We start from the raw sequence: 17,251 nt of genomic DNA on the forward strand, positions 1-17,251 counted from the left end.
GATACTTTAATTGCAAGCGTTCACAGGATACCGCATCTGCTTTGTTCCCGGGCACTGAAGGTTGACCAAACCGTCTGCGTGCCCGGCGCCTCACACCTGCGGCACCCTGTGAACGCTGGTTAGGCAGTTGCCGCACATTGGGCATTTCAATCCCGTGAATGGATACTTTAATTGTAGCCTGCACACGCTTTTTGTCAACTCTCTGAAAGTGACTGCATCCTACCGTTGACATCTCCCGTGCCGCAGTACATGTTTGATTTAAAATACTCGTGGTACAAATCAATCGTACCCCATTTTCTGGAGGATGAGAGATGGCATTGTATGTAGTACAGCACGGAAAAAGCCTGCCAAAGGCGGATGATCCCGAAAAAGGATTGTCCGAGGAAGGAATACGGGAAACCGAGCGCATTGCAAATGTAGCCAGAGGCTACGGCGTTACGGTCTCTGTCATCGTTCACAGCGGGAAGAAACGCGCCCGCCAGACAGCCGAACGGATGGGTGCAGCCCTCTGTCCGGATCAAGAAATCCAGACGCGCAGCGGCATGAACCCTTTGGACGATGTCGCTGCATTTGTAAGAGACCTGCCCCTGGATCAAAACATCATGCTGGTCGGACATTTGCCGTTTTTAGAAAAACTGATTGGTCTGCTGGTATGCAGCGATGCGACGCGGACGGTATTCAAACTCCAGAACAGCGGTATTGTCTGCCTGGACGAGGCGTCGGATATCGACAACGCGGTGATTCGCTGGGCGCTGATGCCCAACGTCGGTTGATATGGCAGGGGCTTATTACGCGATCATCGACCCGTATCGAGGCTTTTCCAGACGGATTCCGGAGAGTCGATGACCATGCTGCCCGGTTGAATGACGATCGTCTGGGCATCGGGCAGGTAGGCGTTCACAATCTTTTCGGTCTGTGAGACGAGCGCTCCGATTTTCATCCCCGAGAGCGTGTTGACAATTTTAAGGTCGTCGTCGGCCTGTTGATACAGGTAGCTGAGACGATCGCAGGCGACCTGGTAATAACTCATCTCCTTGGCGTAGCGTTTCATGTAGGCCTGAATCTCGGCAATGAGCCGCAAATCGAACAGGATTTTTGGCGTTTTCAACGCCTCTGCTTCATCCTTGATCTTCAATTCCGCCGTTTTTTCCCGGATTTCTGCTTTGATTTCCTCCATGCGCTTGGCCAGTTCCTCCCTCAATCGGGCGGCATCGGCCCTGCGCTGGGCCAATTGGTTGTTGAGCAAAGAAATGTCAGCCATCGTTTTTCGAAGCTGCTCTGCTCCATTGGGTGAGGCTGCCGTCACACCGGGGAACACGGCCCACAGACAGACGACAATGGAAAGCATACAAAGTCCGGCAAGAATCGGTTTTAACGGTTTCACGGTTTAATCCTTTGCAAAGCGGCGCTTACGGTTCATCTCTTCAGAAAGAAACAGCCGGGTTTTCGAGTTTTCCCAGTGGGCCATATGCTTGACGTTGACCAGTTCGATCTGATCGCCCTGCCACTCCGACAAAATGGCTACCACCCGGGGCGACAGCCGTGATAGGCCGTTTAAGGACAATCCTTTTCCCTTCCAGCGGGCAAGATGCGCCGCAGATTCCGGGGAGAGTTCCTCTATTCCGTTCAAACCCAACCAGTCTCCCTTCCAGGTCGCCAGTTGACGGGCCGCCTCCGGCTCCAGTTCCTTCAACTCGTTTAAAAATAGATCCTTGCCTTTCCATTGGGCCAGGCAGCCGGCCGTTTTCGGAGAAAGCATCGTCAATTTATGTTTCTGTGAATAATCGCCATTGCAGATTTGTTCTGAAATGAGATTGTTATCGGCGTTTGGGCCGGCGGCTGCGGCTTTTGGTGGATTTTTGGGCAATCGGCTTGTGATGTCGTTCCAGATGGCTTCCGTGGACAAGGGCGATACCGAAACATCGTCGATGTTCAGTTCCTCCAGGGCCCGAGTATGCTCGTCGATGAGTTCATGGGACTGCCGGATAAACCCGTCGATATCGATGTCGCTGGTTTTGGTGGCCATCAACGCCAAAAGTTCGGCTTTTCGAGAAGAGTAGAGCAGTTCTTCACTGTTCCAGGTAAGCTCGTCAACCGGACGCACCAGTTTCCGAATGTAAGTGTCGCGTCGCTGGATAGCGGAAAGACCCAATCCGATGCGAGGATCCGCCATGGCCGCCGAATCTTTGTTTGTCGTTTTCAAAAGATCAATGATCCCGTCTATTTCTGCATCGATGCCGGCCTGGTAATAGGCGCGCAATTCTTCGATTTCGGCCTTTTTAGCCAGCAATTGGCTGCGCAGGCGATCCAGGCTTTCCGCAGCGGTTTTCAGGCTGGATTGGTCCGAAACGTGTTGGTCCGGTTGAACCGGGGCCTGGGGTAAAGATGGTGGGGTGGGCTCCGGTTGGATGCTGGTTTCCGGGACGACGGTTTCCGATGAAACCACTTTCGGTTCGACATCTTCAATGGGTTTACGCAGCCAGTAGCGATACCCTGCCAGAAAAACGAGAATCAGAACGACAGTCGCGGCACCCAGGACGATCTTTTTCCACTTCTTTGCTGCAGGTTTGCCGGCTTCCCGCAAGGCGGCCGCCTTCTTTTTGGGGGCATCCTCCACGGAATCCGCTCTTGGCAGCGGTTTGAATTTTATGTCCGGCTGGGGCTCAACCAAATCTTCGGCTGGCTGTGTGCTTGCGGATGGAGCGTCCTGAACTGCTGCCGCTTTTTTGGCCTCAGATGGGGATTCGGCCGGTAAATGTTCTTTTTTATCCCCTTCTTTTGCGGTTTTTCGATCCTGCTCGATTGATGTCGGTTCGGGATCGGTTTCAGCGACGGTTGGTGCCGGCGGCGAGGTCTTTTCATCATCATCCTCTTCTTCCACAGCCACTTCTTTTAGGATTTCATCGACGTCCGCCGTGATATCCTCTTTCGTTTCATGGGCTTCGTCCTTTGGCAGACCGGTGTCTGGCGCTTGGATAGCCGCCGGCTTTTTTTCAGGCCGGGTCTCTACCGCTACTTCCAGTTCCCCCTCTGGCTCCTCTGCTTCCGGCTTGCCGCCTTCGATCTGAGCCATGATGCTTTCAAAGGCTTCCTGTTGGTCCTTATCCAGTGATTCATCGGAATCGGCATCTGCGCCTTCCTTATTTTCCTCTTTTTCCTCAGAACCTGCTGTTTCGGCGGTATTCTCGGATGGCTCGCCCTCATTGGCGGCGTCGGCCTGCCGAACGACCTTTTCCAACTCATCCGAAAAATCCTCTTCCGATACCGTGCCGTCATCCTCCTCGGCCTTATCTGCTTCGGCCTCATCTGTGGACGGGCCATCTTCGCTGTCACCGCCGCCCTCGATTTGGGACATGATGCTTTCGAAGGCCTTTTGCTGGTCCTCGTCCAGTTCGTCTCCCGCTTCGCTGTCGGTATCCGAATCTTCGCTTCCGTCGCTGTCGGCGTCGGCTTGTTGGACCACCTTTTCCAGTTCAGCCGAAAAATCCTCTTCCGACACCGTGCCGTCATCTTCCTCGGCCTTATCTGCTTCGGCCTCATCTGTGGACGGGCCTTCTTCGCTGTCACCGCCGCCCTCGATTTGGGACATGATGCTTTCGAAGGCCTTTTGCTGGTCTTCGTCCAGTTCGTCTCCCGCTTCGCTGTCGGTATCCGAATCTTCGCTTCCGTCGCTGTCGGCGTCGGCTTGTTGGACCACCTTTTCCAGCTCTGCGGCAAAGTCCTCCTCCGACACGGTGCCGTCATCTTTCCCGGATTCATTTTCTTCCGGGCTTTGTGCACTGTCGCCGTTGCCTTCGATTTCTCCCATGATTTTGTTGAAGGCATCCTCTTCTTCGGCGCTCATTTCATCGGACGGGCCATCGGTTTCAACGGACGATTCTGTCCCGAGATCCTGTTTTTTGGCGGACGAATTTTTCTTGTTTTCCGGCATATGGTTCAACTCGTTGCTGATTTCCGCTTGACGAGCGGCATATCGGGTCTTGTCTCTTTTTTCGATCCGTTGCCACGATTTCTCTCGTATCTCAGTAGGGATATCGTCGAAAGCCTGCCAAACTTAAGCGTTTTAATGGTTTTCGTGCTTGTTGAAGGCGGCTTTCGTTATTTCATTCATCGCCTCATCCACCTTCCGGATATCACCGAATCGGTCGGATGAGCCTGAAAAAAGAGCGAAAGCGATCCTAACCGGATAAATTTCTTGATCATTTTGTCAACCATAGGTATATTTCGGGTTGGCTTCACGTTCGCATAAACGCTTTCAAGAAACCGGAAAAGCTGACATGGAGGAGAAACAGACATGAAAAAAACCATCATCAAAGGAACCGGTCGCTACCTTCCTTCACGGCTTGTCACCAACGAAGATCTGTCCCGATGGATGGATACCTCCAACGAATGGATCATTCAGCGTACCGGCATCGAGCAGCGCTACTGGATCCCCGAAGAAGGTGGAGTTGGTGTCTCCGATTTGGGGCTGGAGGCCTCGAAAATCGCCATGTCGCGCGCCGGCTGGGAGCCCGGGGACATCGATCTGATCATTTTTGCAACATTGAGCCCGGACCTCTTTTTTCCCGGCTCCGGCTGCCTGCTGGCCCACAAGCTGGGCCTTACCACCACACCGGCACTGGATATCCGCCAGCAGTGCACCGGCTTTCTATACGGCATGGCCACCGCCGACGCCTATATTCGCAGCAGCCTCGCCAAACGCATCCTGCTGGTCGGCGCCGAAGTACACAGCACCGGATTGGATATTTCGACCCAAGGCAGGGACGTGACCGTGATTTTCGGAGACGGCGCCGCGGCTGTCTGTCTGGAGCATGTGGAAACGGACGACAAGAAGGCCGGCGTACTGGCTTCCTGCCTGCACGCGGACGGTTCCCTGGCGGAAAGCCTGATGGTCTATGCCCCGGCCTCCCGTGAAAATCCGCGCATAGATGAAAAAATGTTGGAAGAACGCAAGCATTTTCCGACCATGGACGGCAGGAACATCTTCAAGCATGCCGTTCGCAGGCTTCCCGAAGTGGCCGGAGAAGCGCTGAAAAAAGCTGGGGTCCCGCTGGAATCGGTGGACCTTTTCATCCCCCATCAGGCCAATCTGCGGATCAATCAGGCCTTTGCCAAATCTTTGGATCTACCGGAGTCCAAGGTGTACAACAATATCCAGCGCTACGGAAACACCACGGCTGCCAGCATTCCGCTGGCACTGGACGAAGCCATCGAAAAGGGGCTCGTAGGATCGGGAAGTACGGTGATGTTCCTGGGGTTGGGTGCCGGGGTGACCTGGGGTTCGGTGCTGTACCGCTTTGCCGACTGACGTGTCCGTCCAGAAATGGCCAAATTGCCCGATATCTTTGTTGCACGAAAAATTTTATCCTCGGAATATCGACCATATGCCTCCGGTAAAATTTTTAGTGCGCCTCGATCTCGACCAAATTTGCCTATTTCTGGATGAAAAGAACCGTCCCGATTCATCATCAAGACGATTCGGCTGGATCAATCCAAACGCCCATTAAACAACATCTGCAGATAGCGGCGGTTGATGGGATCGACTTCGGAAAAATCGTGAGCTTCATCGCGATTGCGGGCAGCCATCTCGGTGCGAAGCTTGCCGGCGGTAACCTTTCCCAGCTCGACGCCGAACTGGTCGAAGGGGTTGATCCCCCAGACAAAAGCCTCGAATATGGTTTTGGCTTCGTAAAAAGCCAAAAGCCGTCCGACACTTTCCGGCTCTAAATCCTCCACGACGATGGTGGAGGACGGCCGGTTTCCGGAAAAGGATCGGGCCGGATCGTCGCTTGGTTTCCCCATTGCCAGGGCCGTGGACTGGGCCAGCAGGTTGGCCCACAGTTCCTGTTGGTGCCCTACCCCCTTGAATCTGCCTTCATCCAGCTGCGTCTGCGGATTGAGCACGCCGATAAAATCGATGGGAAACGCCTTGCCCTGATGGGCCAGTTGAAAAAAGGAGTGCTGGGCGTTGGTGCCCGGCTCGCCGAAGATCATCGTTCCCGCCGGTTCGTCCAGCTTGTTGCCGGCGGCATCCACCGATTTTCCGTTGCTCTCCATGTTCAATTGCTGAATGTGGGCGGCCAATTTACGCAACGGAAAGGCATAGGGAACGATGGCGGTCTGGGGATATCCTAAAAAGCTGGCGTTCCAGACACCGATCAGGGCCGCGATGAGGGGCAGATTGTCCTTTGGCGGCGCTTCAAGGGCATGGCGGTCCATCTCTTCGGCCCCTTTAAGGAAACGCTCGAATCGCTCATAACCGAGATAGAGACTCAGTGGGACCCCACCGACCGCAGAGGTTACGCTATACCGCCCGCCAATGAAATCGAACATGTGGAAGGCGGCCAGTTCCTGGCCTGTGCCTTGATCGCCCGGACTGCCCTTGCTGGTTACCGTCACCATGTGCCACGCAGGATTCAGTCCCACCGCTTGCATATGCCTGCGAATCAGATCTTCGTTGGCCATGGTTTCCACGGTGGTGTAGCTTTTGGAGATGACCACCCACAGCGTTTTCTCGGGTACGATGCGCGACCAGACGCTGGAAAAATTGTGGATGTCCACATTGGCCAGAAAATCAAGCGAGAGATTTTTGTCGGCAAAGGCTTCCAGAGCGCAGGCGACAAACTCCGTTCCCAGGTAGCTTCCCCCGATCCCCACCACCACCACATGGCTGAAAGCTTGGCCGGTGCTGCCGGTGATCTCGCCTTGATGGACCGCTTTGGAAAAAGGACGAATCTGTTCCAGGACGTCTTGAAGTTCTGCCTTGGCATCCCGTCCATCTACCATGGCCGGCGACGATGAAAAACTCCTGGCCGCCATGTGCAGGGCCGCCCGGTTTTCGGTAACGTTGACCTTTTCTCCGGCGGCCATGGCGGCAAACTGCCGACCAACATCGGCGGCCTCGGTCAGTTCAAACAGCAGATCCATGACCGATTCGTCCACCCGTTGACGGCTGAAATCGTAAAACACCCCACCGCCCATAGCGCTGAAGGCATCCAGGCGCCGGTCCGCTGCAACAAGACGTTCGAGATGACAATCCGGCCCATTCATCCGTCCGGCCTGTTCGAGCAACCGGCGGTGCAGGGGGTCGTGGTGAAAACGGTATTTGGTCATGATGGGTTTCCTTGCAAAAGAGTCACATGGATGACAACTTCATAAAAGCTCCGGAATTTTCCACGAAACACCGGAAGGGATGATGATGCTTACGAATCCGGAAAAATGCGGTTTGTTTGGACCAACTGTGCAGTGACGAGGGATGAAAGCAGTTCGCAGTTATATGTTATTTAAACGAATCCTTCATGATTCGTCGCGGGCGTCCTGAAAGATGACGCTGGATTCCATTGCCCGGTAGGACCGCGAGCAGGAGATGCTGTTGGCCAGCACCGAATGGATCTTGTCCAACGGGGCGCAACCGTTCATGCAGCCGGGGAAATGGTGCCGGTTCGTGCACTCCCGGCAAGGGCTTTTTACCAGGTAGCCGATGTCGAAATCGAAGCGATGTCTGTAATTGTTGGCCATTTTTACGATCATAGCGGATGACGGTTGATTTTCCGGCAACGGTCTTTTGCACCGAAGCTTTTAACTTGATCTGTTAATTTTTATGATTACCATACACGCCTGGTTCGCACAAGAGGCAACCCTGGGTTTGCCGGGGCTTGACACAGCGACGGGTTTTTCTCTATCGTGCCGGCACCCATTTTAACCCATCTTTTCGATCAGGAAAAACAATGACGAAACAACCCTCTTTGCGCAGGACCTTTGCCCTTCGGTCCCTGGTACAATTTCTCGTTTTCGCTTCACTGTTGTCGGCCGTCGCCGTGGGCCTGCACTGGTATTCTCTGGACGCCGGAATCCGACCGAACTTCCGAAACTATGCCCTTTTGTTCGCTTTTCTGATTCTTTTCAGCCTGCTGCAATGGATGTTTTTGAAAAACACGCTGTCCAAACTGTTGGCCCGCAGCCTGGCGTCTTCAACGCCAAAAAACAAGAGGCCGACGACGCCCCGGGAAGACGAAGTCGACCGGAAAAAACGCGAAAACGAAAACAAACGTCTTTTTGTGCACCTTTTTGCCGTGCTCCAGCGGGAAGGAAGGCTGATGGATTTTTTGCAGGAGGACCTTGACCGGTACGAAGACGCTCAGATCGGTGCCGCAGTGCGCAGCATTCATGCAAACTGCAAACAGACCGTAAAACGATACCTCTCCCCGGAACCGGTCATGCGGCAGCAGGAGGGCGAGACCGTCGAGATTGAGGCCGGATTCGACCGCCAGGCAATCAAGCTGACGGGCAATGTGGGGGATCAGCCGCCCTTCACCGGAATTTTGCGCCATCGGGGATGGCAACTGAAATCCGTCGCCCTTCCAAAATTGGCGGAGACGGAAAACGCCGACTTCATCGCCCCTGCAGAGGTGGAAATCCTTTAATCGTCCTTCCATCCGAATCCAATACAAGCGCCGGATTCATCAGGTATCGGCCAAGGGGCCCTTACGGACCGGCGACGAGGAGTTCTTGTGATTTCAGACAGACGCTATGTCGTGGGAATCGACCTGGGAACCACCAACAATTCGGTAGCCTGTGTGGATCTTGCCCCCGGCGAAAACAAAACTTGTAAAATCAAAACGTTCCCTATACACCAGTTGGTCGGCCCCGGTGAGTTCGCTCCCCTTTCCGTGCTGCCCTCTTTTTTATATATCCCTGGTGAATACGACATCGCCAAGCAGGACATGGCCGCCCCGTGGACCGTCGACCAACGCAGCCGGGACGACCGCAATTTTGCCGGCGCTTTTGCCCGAGACCACGGCGCCGCGGTTCCCTTGCGTCTGGTCTCTTCCGCAAAAAGCTGGCTGTGCAACAAAGACGTCGATACCCGGGCCAGGATTCTGCCCTGGGGCGCCGGAGAGGATGTGTTCAAGGTGTCACCGGTTCACGCCTCGGCCGCCTATCTGAAACATATCCGCAAGGCCTGGAACGTTTCCATGGGCGACGAAGAAGAAAACTATTTAGAAAAACAAATGGTTATTCTTACCGTCCCTGCGTCATTCGACGAGGTGGCCAGGGATTTGACCCTCCAGGCCGCCCGCTCCGCCGGGCTTGGCGATGTGATTCTGCTCGAAGAACCCCTGGCCGCGTTCTACAGCTGGTTGATCGAACACGAAAAGAACTGGCCCGATCATGTGGCGGCCAATCAGTTGATTCTGGTGTGCGACGTCGGGGGCGGCACCACCGACTTCACACTGATCGCCCTGCGCGAGGTGGATGGCAGCCCCCGTTTCGAACGCATCGCCGTCGGCGATCATCTGATTTTAGGCGGCGACAACATGGATCTTTCCATTGCCGGCAGTGTTGCCCGAAAGCTTGGCAAAACACCTAAGGCCATGGGTCGCAATGACTGGAAAGCCCTGTGCCATCAATGTCGACAGATCAAGGAGCACGTTCTGGAAGGGTCTGCCGACAGCGGCCGGATCACGATTATGGGTGCCGGTTCCGGCCTGATTGCCGGTACCATGACGGCCCGCATCGACCGATCCATGGTGGAATCCATCGTTCTGGATCGCTTTTTTCCGCTTTCCGGCACCTGCGCACAAACAGAACTGCCAACCGGCGATGCCTCATGGGGCCTGCCCTATGAAGCCGACACCGCCATTACCGGCCACCTGATCCGTTTTCTGGACCGCCATAGAGAGGATGTCCGCGCTGCCATCGGCAGGGATCGGACCGCCCCGGACCTGATTCTTTTCAACGGTGGTGCGCTCAAGGCGCCGATTCTTCGCAGCCGGATCCAGCAGGCGGTAAAGCATCACTTTTCCCTGGACACCGCCCCTCGATCCCTGGACAATCGGGAGATGGATCTGGCCGTGTCCCTTGGGGCGGCCTACTACGGCACGGTTAAATCCGGGGCCGGCGTACGGGTAGGCAGCGGAAGCCCGCGCAGCTATTACGTGGGTGTGGGCGACGATGCCAACGGCAGCGGCGAGAGGAGCAGACAGGCCGTATGTCTGGTGGAACGGGGACTGGAGGAAGGCAGTAGCATCGCCCTGCCGGATCGCCCGCTCAAGGTTCTGGCCAACCAACCGGTTTCCATTGACCTGTTCAGTTCCAGCTACCGTTCCGGGGACCGCAGCGGCGACCTGGTTGAGGTGGATGATACCCTGACCGCTTTGCCCGCCTTGAACACCGTCATTCAATTCGGCAGCAAGGGGATCCGCACCGAAATTCCCGTGAACCTGGAGGCCAGCTATACCGAAGTGGGAACCCTGGAGATCTGGTGCCAGTCGTTAAACAGTCCCCACCGCTGGCAACTGCGCTTCCAACTGCGTGGCGACAAAAAGCCCATCGAGGTGACTGAGCACAACGTCTTCGAAGCTTCCCTGGTCCAAAGCGCCCGGGAAACCATTCGAGAGGCCTTTACCTCTCCACCCGGTCAAACCCGGCTTCCTCGGCTCATGTCGGACATAGCTGGCGTGCTGGACCGTCCCCGTGAAAAATGGCCGTTGAGTCTGCTGCGGACGCTGGCCGATACCCTGCTGGAACACGAATCGGCCCGCAAAAAATCCATCGAGGCGGAAAGCCGTTGGATGAACCTGCTGGGATTCTGCCTGCGGCCGGGAATCGGTGAGGGGTTGGATCCCCATCGGGTCAAAACGCTCTGGAAGCAATACAAGAAAGGACCGGTTCACGCCACGGCGCCCCAGGTGCGTCTGGAGTGGTGGATTCTGTGGCGGCGGCTGGCCGCCGGGCTTACCGCCGGCCAGCAGCGCCAAGTGTATCAGGATATCGGATCTTTTCTGGTACCGAAAAAAAAGTCGCGCTTTTCCCGTCAGGAACTCACGGAAATGTGGATGGCCATGGCCAATATGGAACGCTTGCTGGTCAAGGACAAGATCGTTCTGGGACGTCAGTTGATTCAGGCGTTTCATACCAGAAAACCCCAGCCACAGCTGCAATGGGCCCTGTCTCGCATCGGCAGCCGCGATCCGCTTTACGGTTCCATCGATCGGGTGATTCCACCCAGCGAAATAGGCCGGTGGGTCGAAAAGCTCCTTTCCATGAGTTGGAAAAACCCCAAGCCGACCGTGGAAATGCTTTCCCAACTATGCCGGAAAACCGGAGACCCCTTGCGCGAAATCGACGACGAAACGCGGGACAGGGTCGTGGGCTGGATCGCATCGGCCGGCGATTTTCCCGAGGCGCTGGCCCGCATTAAAACGCAGTCGATCCGCGAGCAGCAGGAAAAAAATACCGTTTTTGGTGAATCGCTGCCCGCGGGACTGGTTCTGGACAACTCCCCGTCAGTATAACCATTTTTAAATACTACACCCCTTCTGACCCGTCCAATCGTCGGCTGGACTTTCCCCAACCTCGATGGTAGAGTGAATCGACCTTTCCCCCCTCGTTCCGCAAACGATTTTTCGAAAGGAACGGATTGATGACAGGTGACAAAACCGTAGCCGGACGACTGATCGGGCTGTTTCTGCTGGGGTTGTTGCTGTTCAATTTCCCCCTGCTCTCGATTTTCAACCGTCCGGTGCTCTATCTGGGCATTCCCGTTCTTTATTTTTACCTGTTCGCCGTTTGGCTGCTGATTATCTTTCTCATGCTGCTGATCAGCCGGATCAAGCCGGATCAAGCCTTGCCCGATAAAAACGAATAAAGGACGCTGTAATGCTGGCTACGGAAACCGTCATATTCGCTTCCCTTTGCTACATCGGCGCATTGTTCGGTATCGCCTACTACGGAGACAAGCGCGCCGATTCCGGCAGCAGCATTATCAGCAATCCTTACATCTACGCGTTGTCACTGGCCGTATATTGTACGGCCTGGACCTTTTATGGCAGCGTTGGCCGGGCGGCCTCGGCCGGACCCGCCTTTCTTACCATCTATCTGGGGCCCACCCTCATGGCCACCTTAGGTTGGCTGGTACTCAAAAAAGTCGTTCGGATCTCGAAAATCCACCGTATCACCTCCATTGCCGATTTCATCGGCTCACGCTACGGGAAAAGCATGACGCTGGGCGGTGTGGTCACGGTCATCGCCGTGCTGGGCATTATTCCCTACATATCGCTGCAGCTCAAAGCGATCTCTTCCAGTTTCCTGCTGATTCATCAATATCCATCCCTGGAACCCCTCAGTTACCCGGCTGGTATCGGGATCTGGAGCGATACCACCTTCTACGTAGCGCTATTGCTCGCGGTGTTCGCTACCCTTTTCGGCACCCGCAGCCTCGAAGCCACCGAACGTCATGAAGGGCTGGTAGCGGCCATCGCCTTGGAATCCATCGTTAAACTGGTTGCCTTTCTGGTGGTCGGCGTCTTCGTAACCTTTTTCATTTACGACGGATTGGCCGATTTGGGGGAAAGGGCCATGGCATCCGTCGAACTGCGCCAGCTTCTGACCCTGCCAGAAAACACCGGTGCCTATTCAAGTTGGGCCGCCCACATCTTCCTTTCCATGATGGCCATCGTATTTCTGCCGCGTCAGTTCCAGGTCATGGTGGTGGAAAATGTCAACGAAAGCCATCTCAACAAGGCTATCTGGCTTTTTCCCCTTTACCTGGTCGCCATCAATCTTTTCGTTCTGCCGGTGGCCTTCGCCGGCATGCTCTCCTTCGGGCATAGCGGTTTGGACGCGGATATGTTCGTTCTGACCCTTCCCATGGCCAATAAACAGGTTTTTCTGACGCTTCTGGTCTTCATCGGCGGCATGTCCGCGGCCACTGGAATGGTCATCGTCGAGACGGTGGCCCTGTCCACCATGATCTGCAACGACTTGGTCATGCCCCTGCTGTTGCACATGCCCTCGTTGAAGCTGGCCCAACGCAGCGATTTGAGTGGTATACTGCTCACCATACGGCGCATTGGCATCATTTTCGTGCTGCTCATGGGATATGCCTACTTTCACTATGCAGGAGAATATTATGCCCTGGTTTCCATCGGTTTGGTATCCTTTGCCGCGGTGGCCCAGTTCGCTCCTTCCCTGTTGATCGGGATTTTTTGGAAACGAGGCACCCGCACCGGCGCCCTTTTGGGACTGCTGGCCGGGTTCGGCATATGGTTTTACACCCTGTTTCTACCCTCCCTTGCCGGGGCAGGATTGATCGCCCAGGATTTTCTGGAACACGGCCCTTTTGGCATCGACCTTCTGAAGCCGTTCGAACTTTTCGGTCTGGACGTGTTCGACCACATTACCCATGCCGTATTCTGGAGCATGCTGGCCAATGTGGGCTGCTACTTAGCGGGTTCCCTTTTCAGTCGACCGTCGGCCCTGGAACATACCCAGGCAACCATGTTCGTGGACGTATATCGCTATGTGGGCCGGGTTCACGATTCGTCCCTCTGGCGGGGAACCGCCTACCTGCCCGACCTGGTATCCATGCTGGAGCGCTTTTTAGGAAAAGAACGAACCGAAGCGGCGTTGGACAATTACGCCATGGCATACGGGATCAATCGGGACCAGTCCCTTACCCGCGATCCCGGCCTGGTCAACCATATCGAGAAACTGTTGGCCGGAGCCATCGGGGCGGCATCGGCCAGGGTCATGGTTGCTTCGGTGGTCAAGGAAGAGCCCCTGGGAATCGACGAGGTGATGGACATCCTCAACGAAACCCGCCAGGCGATTATCTACAGCCACGAACTGGAGCGGGCCACGGCGGAATTGAGAGCGGCCAACCAGCGTCTTCAGGAGTTGGATCGACTGAAGGACGAATTCATCTCCACGGTTTCCCATGAACTGCGCACGCCGCTGACGGCGATTCGCTCCCTGGCGGAGATTCTGCACGACTATCCCGAAACGACGCCCGAGCGCCAGCAGGAGTTTGCCGGCATCATCATTCGTGAAACCCGTCGCCTGACCCGTCTGATCACCCAGGTTCTCGATTTTCAGAAAATGGAGATGGGCCGACTGCGATGGACCATTGCCCCGGTGGATTTGAAAGAGGTGATCGAAGAGGCGGTCAGTGCCACTGGACAGCTAATGGCGGAAAAAAACATTCGAATGCGTCTGCACCTGCCCGATGCTTCGCAGCGCATTTACGGGGACCGCGATCAGTTGATCCAGGCCATGGTGAACCTGATTTCCAATGCCGTCAAATTCTGCCAACCGGAGACGGGCCGAATCGATGTGCGGTTGGCGACGGACGAAAAGGGGGTGACGGTATCGGTGGCGGACAACGGCATCGGTATCAGCGAGGCGGACCAGCGGCACATCTTCGACCGCTTCCACCAGGTGATGGATCCGGCCCGCGGCCGGCCTGCCGGTACAGGCCTGGGCCTTTCCATTACCCGCCGCATCATTCGCCACCATAAAGGGGAACTGACGGTGAAAAGCCAGCTCGGAAGAGGGGCCACGTTTTCCTTTTTCCTTCCGTGGAAGGGACTGCCCGCCTCAGCGACAGATGATACATCCGGATGAAAAAGATTGATCTGTCAATCGGTTTCGAATCCATTTTTCCGTACCGTCAACCGCTCGCGATCCCAGACAACGGGCGCCCCGGATTCCCGGCTGCGCAAATTGCACCGATATTGGGTGCAGACGGCGCATTCCGGATCTTCGCAAGGGTCCATATGAACCAGGACGCCGGCATTGCCTTCGAAGTGGTCGATGAGCATACGTTCCACAATCTTCGCTTCGCTGTGGGCATTTTCGAGGAACAGGTCCCGGGGAAGCACAAGGTGCAGATCGATATGCACAAAATTTCCCGAACGCCAGGCCCGCAGTTGATGGATATCGATCCAAACTGATTTTCGATGGCCTTCCAGCACACGGGAAATCTCGTCCAGCAGGACGGGGTCCGAGGCATCCATCAATCCGGAAAAGCTCTGCCGCACCAGTTGCAGGCCGGTAAGCAGAATGTGGAGCCCCACCAGGCAGGCCAGCGCGCCGTCCATCCAAAGCCAGCCGGTCCAGTACACCAGGACCAGACCGACCACGACACCTGCCGAGGTATAGACATCGGTCAGCACGTGCCGGCCGTCGGCAATCAGCGTCAGGGAGTTCGTTCGCTTCCCGACCCGGACCAGGCCCAACCCCAAAAACAGATTGACAACGGAGGCTGCCAGCAAAATAACCAGGCCCAGTTGCAGGTTGGGAAGCGCCTGGGGCTTTGCGAGATGGGAAATGCCGGTTTTGAAGATTCCGATGGCGGCAAAAATGATCAGGGCACCTTCGAATCCCGCCGAAAAGTATTCGATTTTGCCATGTCCGTAGGGGTGATCGGCATCCGGTGGCTGGGAGGCCATCCAAACGCTCACCGCGGCAAAGGTGGCGGCCACCACGTTGATGATGGATTCCAGCGCATCCGAAAGAACCGCCGCGGAGTGGGTCAGGCGATAGGTGTAGAATTTGACGGCCATCAATACAATGGCAACCAGCAGGGAGATGAGGATGGCGCCCATGCGTCCGCCGCAGCATTTGCCGTCCGACAGTGTTTTTATCTTTTCTGATGTCATGGCGATTGAAAATATACGCCGGGCGGAGGAAAACTTCAATACGGGTCGCACGAATCCGCTGGTCTCCGGTTTTTGACAAACACCGTGACACCGTGATCGAAATCGGGTAGGGTGCACCGGTACGGATGGAAACGCGGTTTTCTATTCCCTTTCAATATTTTCTGTCAGCAACGGAAGATTAAACCTACTGGAGAACATGAATGAACGAAGCGGAACAAATTAATTTTACAGTTGATCGTGGAAACCTTTACCGGGAAGAATCCATCACGGATCTTAAAGTGGCATCCATCCGAAAAATGGTGCCTGTGACCGAAAACGGCGAGGAAGATCCGAGCCGGACGCCGATGTTCCTGGGCCATACCCAGATCATTACCCCCCAGGGCCCGCTGCCGCTGCAGGCCAGGCTCATGGCCAACAATCTGCAGGAAGCCATGGACGCCTTCCCTGGGGCCATGGAGCAGGAGATGGCAAAAATGATCGAACAAATCCGCAAAATGCAGGAAGAGGAACAGAAAAAGCAGCGCGACGATTCGCGGATTATCGTTCCCGGCCGTTAAATGCAAATCCGCGTGGATTGTTATGCCGGCTACCGGGGCGAAGAGACGCCCCGGCGACTGATACTGGGATCCTGCCGGATCGGCATCGTGGCCGTCGAAGACCGCTGGCTGGCACCGGAACACCGATATTTCAAACTTATCGGCGATGACGGCGGCCTGTATATCATCCGGCACGACACCAGCCGGAATGTCTGGGAACTGACCTTTTACACGACGCAGGAGGCCCGGTCACACGCTGATGGCCTCCAACGTCCATAAACGCATCTTCCCGCATTTTACCGCTCTTTTTAACGAAGGTTGGCGGGAAAGATCCAACCGAACACGGGCGTAAATCCGACATCGATTTGCCATGCTGCGCATTCCCATCGGCAGTATCTGCGAAAATGGATGGCTCCTGAACGAACAGGTGGAAGCCGCCGGACTCCCTCTTCTCGCTGCGCTGGGCCGCAAAGAGGAGATTCGGTTTGTCCAACCGATCCAGATCCGGGTTGTGGCGACGCGGACCGGAGAGACGATTGCGATAAAAGGCGATGTGCACACTGGTGTGCATCTTCGATGCAGCCGCTGCCTGACGCCATTCGATCTGGATGTGCGATCCGAGTTTTCCGTCACGGCCGTTGCAGCGTTGGCCGAATCGCCAGCCGATTCGCATGCCAGCGAAACCGAACTGGCTGCCGACGAAATGGACGTGCTTCTTTACAGCGGTGACAGCATCGATCTGCGCGAGGAGATCGCCCAGCAAATCATTATGGCCCTGCCCTTCAACCCGTTGTGTAAAGAAGCCTGCAAGGGTCTGTGCAACCAATGTGGAGCCAATCTCAACCGATCGACCTGCCAGTGTAAAACCGTAGAAACGGGCAATCCCTTTGCCGTCCTGAAGAACCTTTCGCTTCCTGAAAAAAAGGAGTAGGCCGTCGATGTCCATTCGGCTCATCGCCAGGGATCTCTACCGTCTCCAGCAGGCGGTGGATCGGCTGGAAAGAAAATGGATCCGGGCCCCACTTGAGGAGCGGGAAAGGCTGAAGCGTGAACTTGACCGGGCCCGATCCGAACGTGATCAGGTCAAACGCATGCTGGACGGCCGCCTTGACCGCTGACGACCTTGTCTGCCGACGGTTGACAACAGCCAGATCAACCGCTATATGCCTGCCATTGGTTCACGGTTGCGTCAATCCATCAGATAATAATTCTCATTTGAAAAACAGCTGGTTGTTCGTTTTTTAACCGGCAATCCATCAACCTTTACCTTCT

General features: G+C 55.6%; 16 protein-coding genes. 11 read left to right on the top strand and 5 right to left on the bottom strand.

What is annotated here, in order from left to right:
- The first annotated feature begins 311 nt into the window (after positions 1-311).
- Positions 312-773 (top strand): phosphohistidine phosphatase SixA, encoded by a 462-nt coding sequence (sixA, locus tag GN111_RS04945; RefSeq protein ID WP_155302688.1) that lies wholly within the window; start codon positions 312-314, stop codon positions 771-773.
- Between the two features lie 23 nt (positions 774-796).
- Here sixA and GN111_RS04950 read toward each other — a convergent pair whose 3' ends face one another.
- On the bottom strand, positions 797-1,384 hold the full coding sequence (locus GN111_RS04950; RefSeq protein ID WP_155302689.1) for a hypothetical protein: 588 nt from the start codon (positions 1,382-1,384) through the stop codon (positions 797-799).
- Between the two features lie 3 nt (positions 1,385-1,387).
- Positions 1,388-3,931, bottom strand: a complete 2,544-nt coding sequence (locus GN111_RS04955) for a hypothetical protein (protein WP_155302690.1) — start codon at positions 3,929-3,931, stop codon at positions 1,388-1,390.
- Between the two features lie 363 nt (positions 3,932-4,294).
- On the opposite strand from GN111_RS04955, the gene GN111_RS04960 reads away from it, so the two are divergent.
- The gene (locus GN111_RS04960; RefSeq protein WP_155302691.1) at positions 4,295-5,308 is read left to right on the top strand and encodes a 3-oxoacyl-ACP synthase III family protein; all 1,014 of its coding nucleotides are present in this window, start codon (positions 4,295-4,297) and stop codon (positions 5,306-5,308) included.
- Positions 5,309-5,487: 179 nt separating this feature from the next.
- Here the strand turns inward: GN111_RS04960 and pgi are convergent, their stop codons facing one another.
- A complete protein-coding gene (gene pgi, locus GN111_RS04965) occupies positions 5,488-7,113 on the bottom strand; it encodes a glucose-6-phosphate isomerase (protein ID WP_155302692.1) in 1,626 nt (541 codons plus the stop codon).
- 183 nt (positions 7,114-7,296) lie between these two features.
- Positions 7,297-7,518 (bottom strand): hypothetical protein, encoded by a 222-nt coding sequence (locus tag GN111_RS04970; RefSeq protein ID WP_170302047.1) that lies wholly within the window; start codon positions 7,516-7,518, stop codon positions 7,297-7,299.
- Positions 7,519-7,727: 209 nt separating this feature from the next.
- Between GN111_RS04970 and GN111_RS04975 the strand changes: the two genes are divergently transcribed.
- The 4 genes from GN111_RS04975 (at position 7,728) to GN111_RS04990 (ending at position 14,406) form a co-directional block, all read left to right on the top strand.
- On the top strand, positions 7,728-8,423 hold the full coding sequence (locus GN111_RS04975; RefSeq protein WP_155302694.1) for a DUF2760 domain-containing protein: 696 nt from the start codon (positions 7,728-7,730) through the stop codon (positions 8,421-8,423).
- 87 nt (positions 8,424-8,510) lie between these two features.
- On the top strand, positions 8,511-11,297 hold the full coding sequence (locus GN111_RS04980) for an Hsp70 family protein (protein ID WP_231715675.1): 2,787 nt from the start codon (positions 8,511-8,513) through the stop codon (positions 11,295-11,297).
- Between the two features lie 128 nt (positions 11,298-11,425).
- Positions 11,426-11,650 (top strand): hypothetical protein, encoded by a 225-nt coding sequence (locus GN111_RS04985; RefSeq protein WP_155302696.1) that lies wholly within the window; start codon positions 11,426-11,428, stop codon positions 11,648-11,650.
- Positions 11,651-11,661: 11 nt separating this feature from the next.
- The gene (locus tag GN111_RS04990; RefSeq protein WP_155302697.1) at positions 11,662-14,406 is read left to right on the top strand and encodes an ATP-binding protein; all 2,745 of its coding nucleotides are present in this window, start codon (positions 11,662-11,664) and stop codon (positions 14,404-14,406) included.
- Between the two features lie 14 nt (positions 14,407-14,420).
- Here the strand turns inward: GN111_RS04990 and GN111_RS04995 are convergent, their stop codons facing one another.
- Positions 14,421-15,389, bottom strand: a complete 969-nt coding sequence (locus tag GN111_RS04995; protein WP_155302698.1) for a cation diffusion facilitator family transporter — start codon at positions 15,387-15,389, stop codon at positions 14,421-14,423.
- On the opposite strand from GN111_RS04995, the gene GN111_RS33315 reads away from it, so the two are divergent.
- From GN111_RS33315 to GN111_RS05015, 5 genes are all read left to right on the top strand, one after another.
- A complete protein-coding gene (locus tag GN111_RS33315) occupies positions 15,379-15,519 on the top strand; it encodes a hypothetical protein (protein ID WP_170302131.1) in 141 nt (46 codons plus the stop codon). The genes GN111_RS04995 and GN111_RS33315 overlap by 11 nt on opposite strands.
- A gap of 124 nt (positions 15,520-15,643) precedes the next feature.
- Positions 15,644-16,000, top strand: a complete 357-nt coding sequence (locus GN111_RS05000; RefSeq protein ID WP_155302699.1) for a cytoplasmic protein — start codon at positions 15,644-15,646, stop codon at positions 15,998-16,000.
- Entirely contained in the window at positions 16,001-16,258 is a 258-nt protein-coding gene (locus GN111_RS05005; protein ID WP_155302700.1) for a hypothetical protein, read from the top strand. It abuts the gene before it with no gap.
- 91 nt (positions 16,259-16,349) lie between these two features.
- The gene (locus GN111_RS05010) at positions 16,350-16,910 is read left to right on the top strand and encodes a YceD family protein (RefSeq protein WP_155302701.1); all 561 of its coding nucleotides are present in this window, start codon (positions 16,350-16,352) and stop codon (positions 16,908-16,910) included.
- 7 nt (positions 16,911-16,917) lie between these two features.
- A complete protein-coding gene (locus tag GN111_RS05015; protein WP_155302702.1) occupies positions 16,918-17,097 on the top strand; it encodes a hypothetical protein in 180 nt (59 codons plus the stop codon).
- Positions 17,098-17,251: the final 154 nt, after the last annotated feature.

This window comes from Desulfosarcina widdelii (assembly GCF_009688965.1).
In the GTDB taxonomy this organism is placed as follows: domain Bacteria; phylum Desulfobacterota; class Desulfobacteria; order Desulfobacterales; family Desulfosarcinaceae; genus Desulfosarcina; species Desulfosarcina widdelii.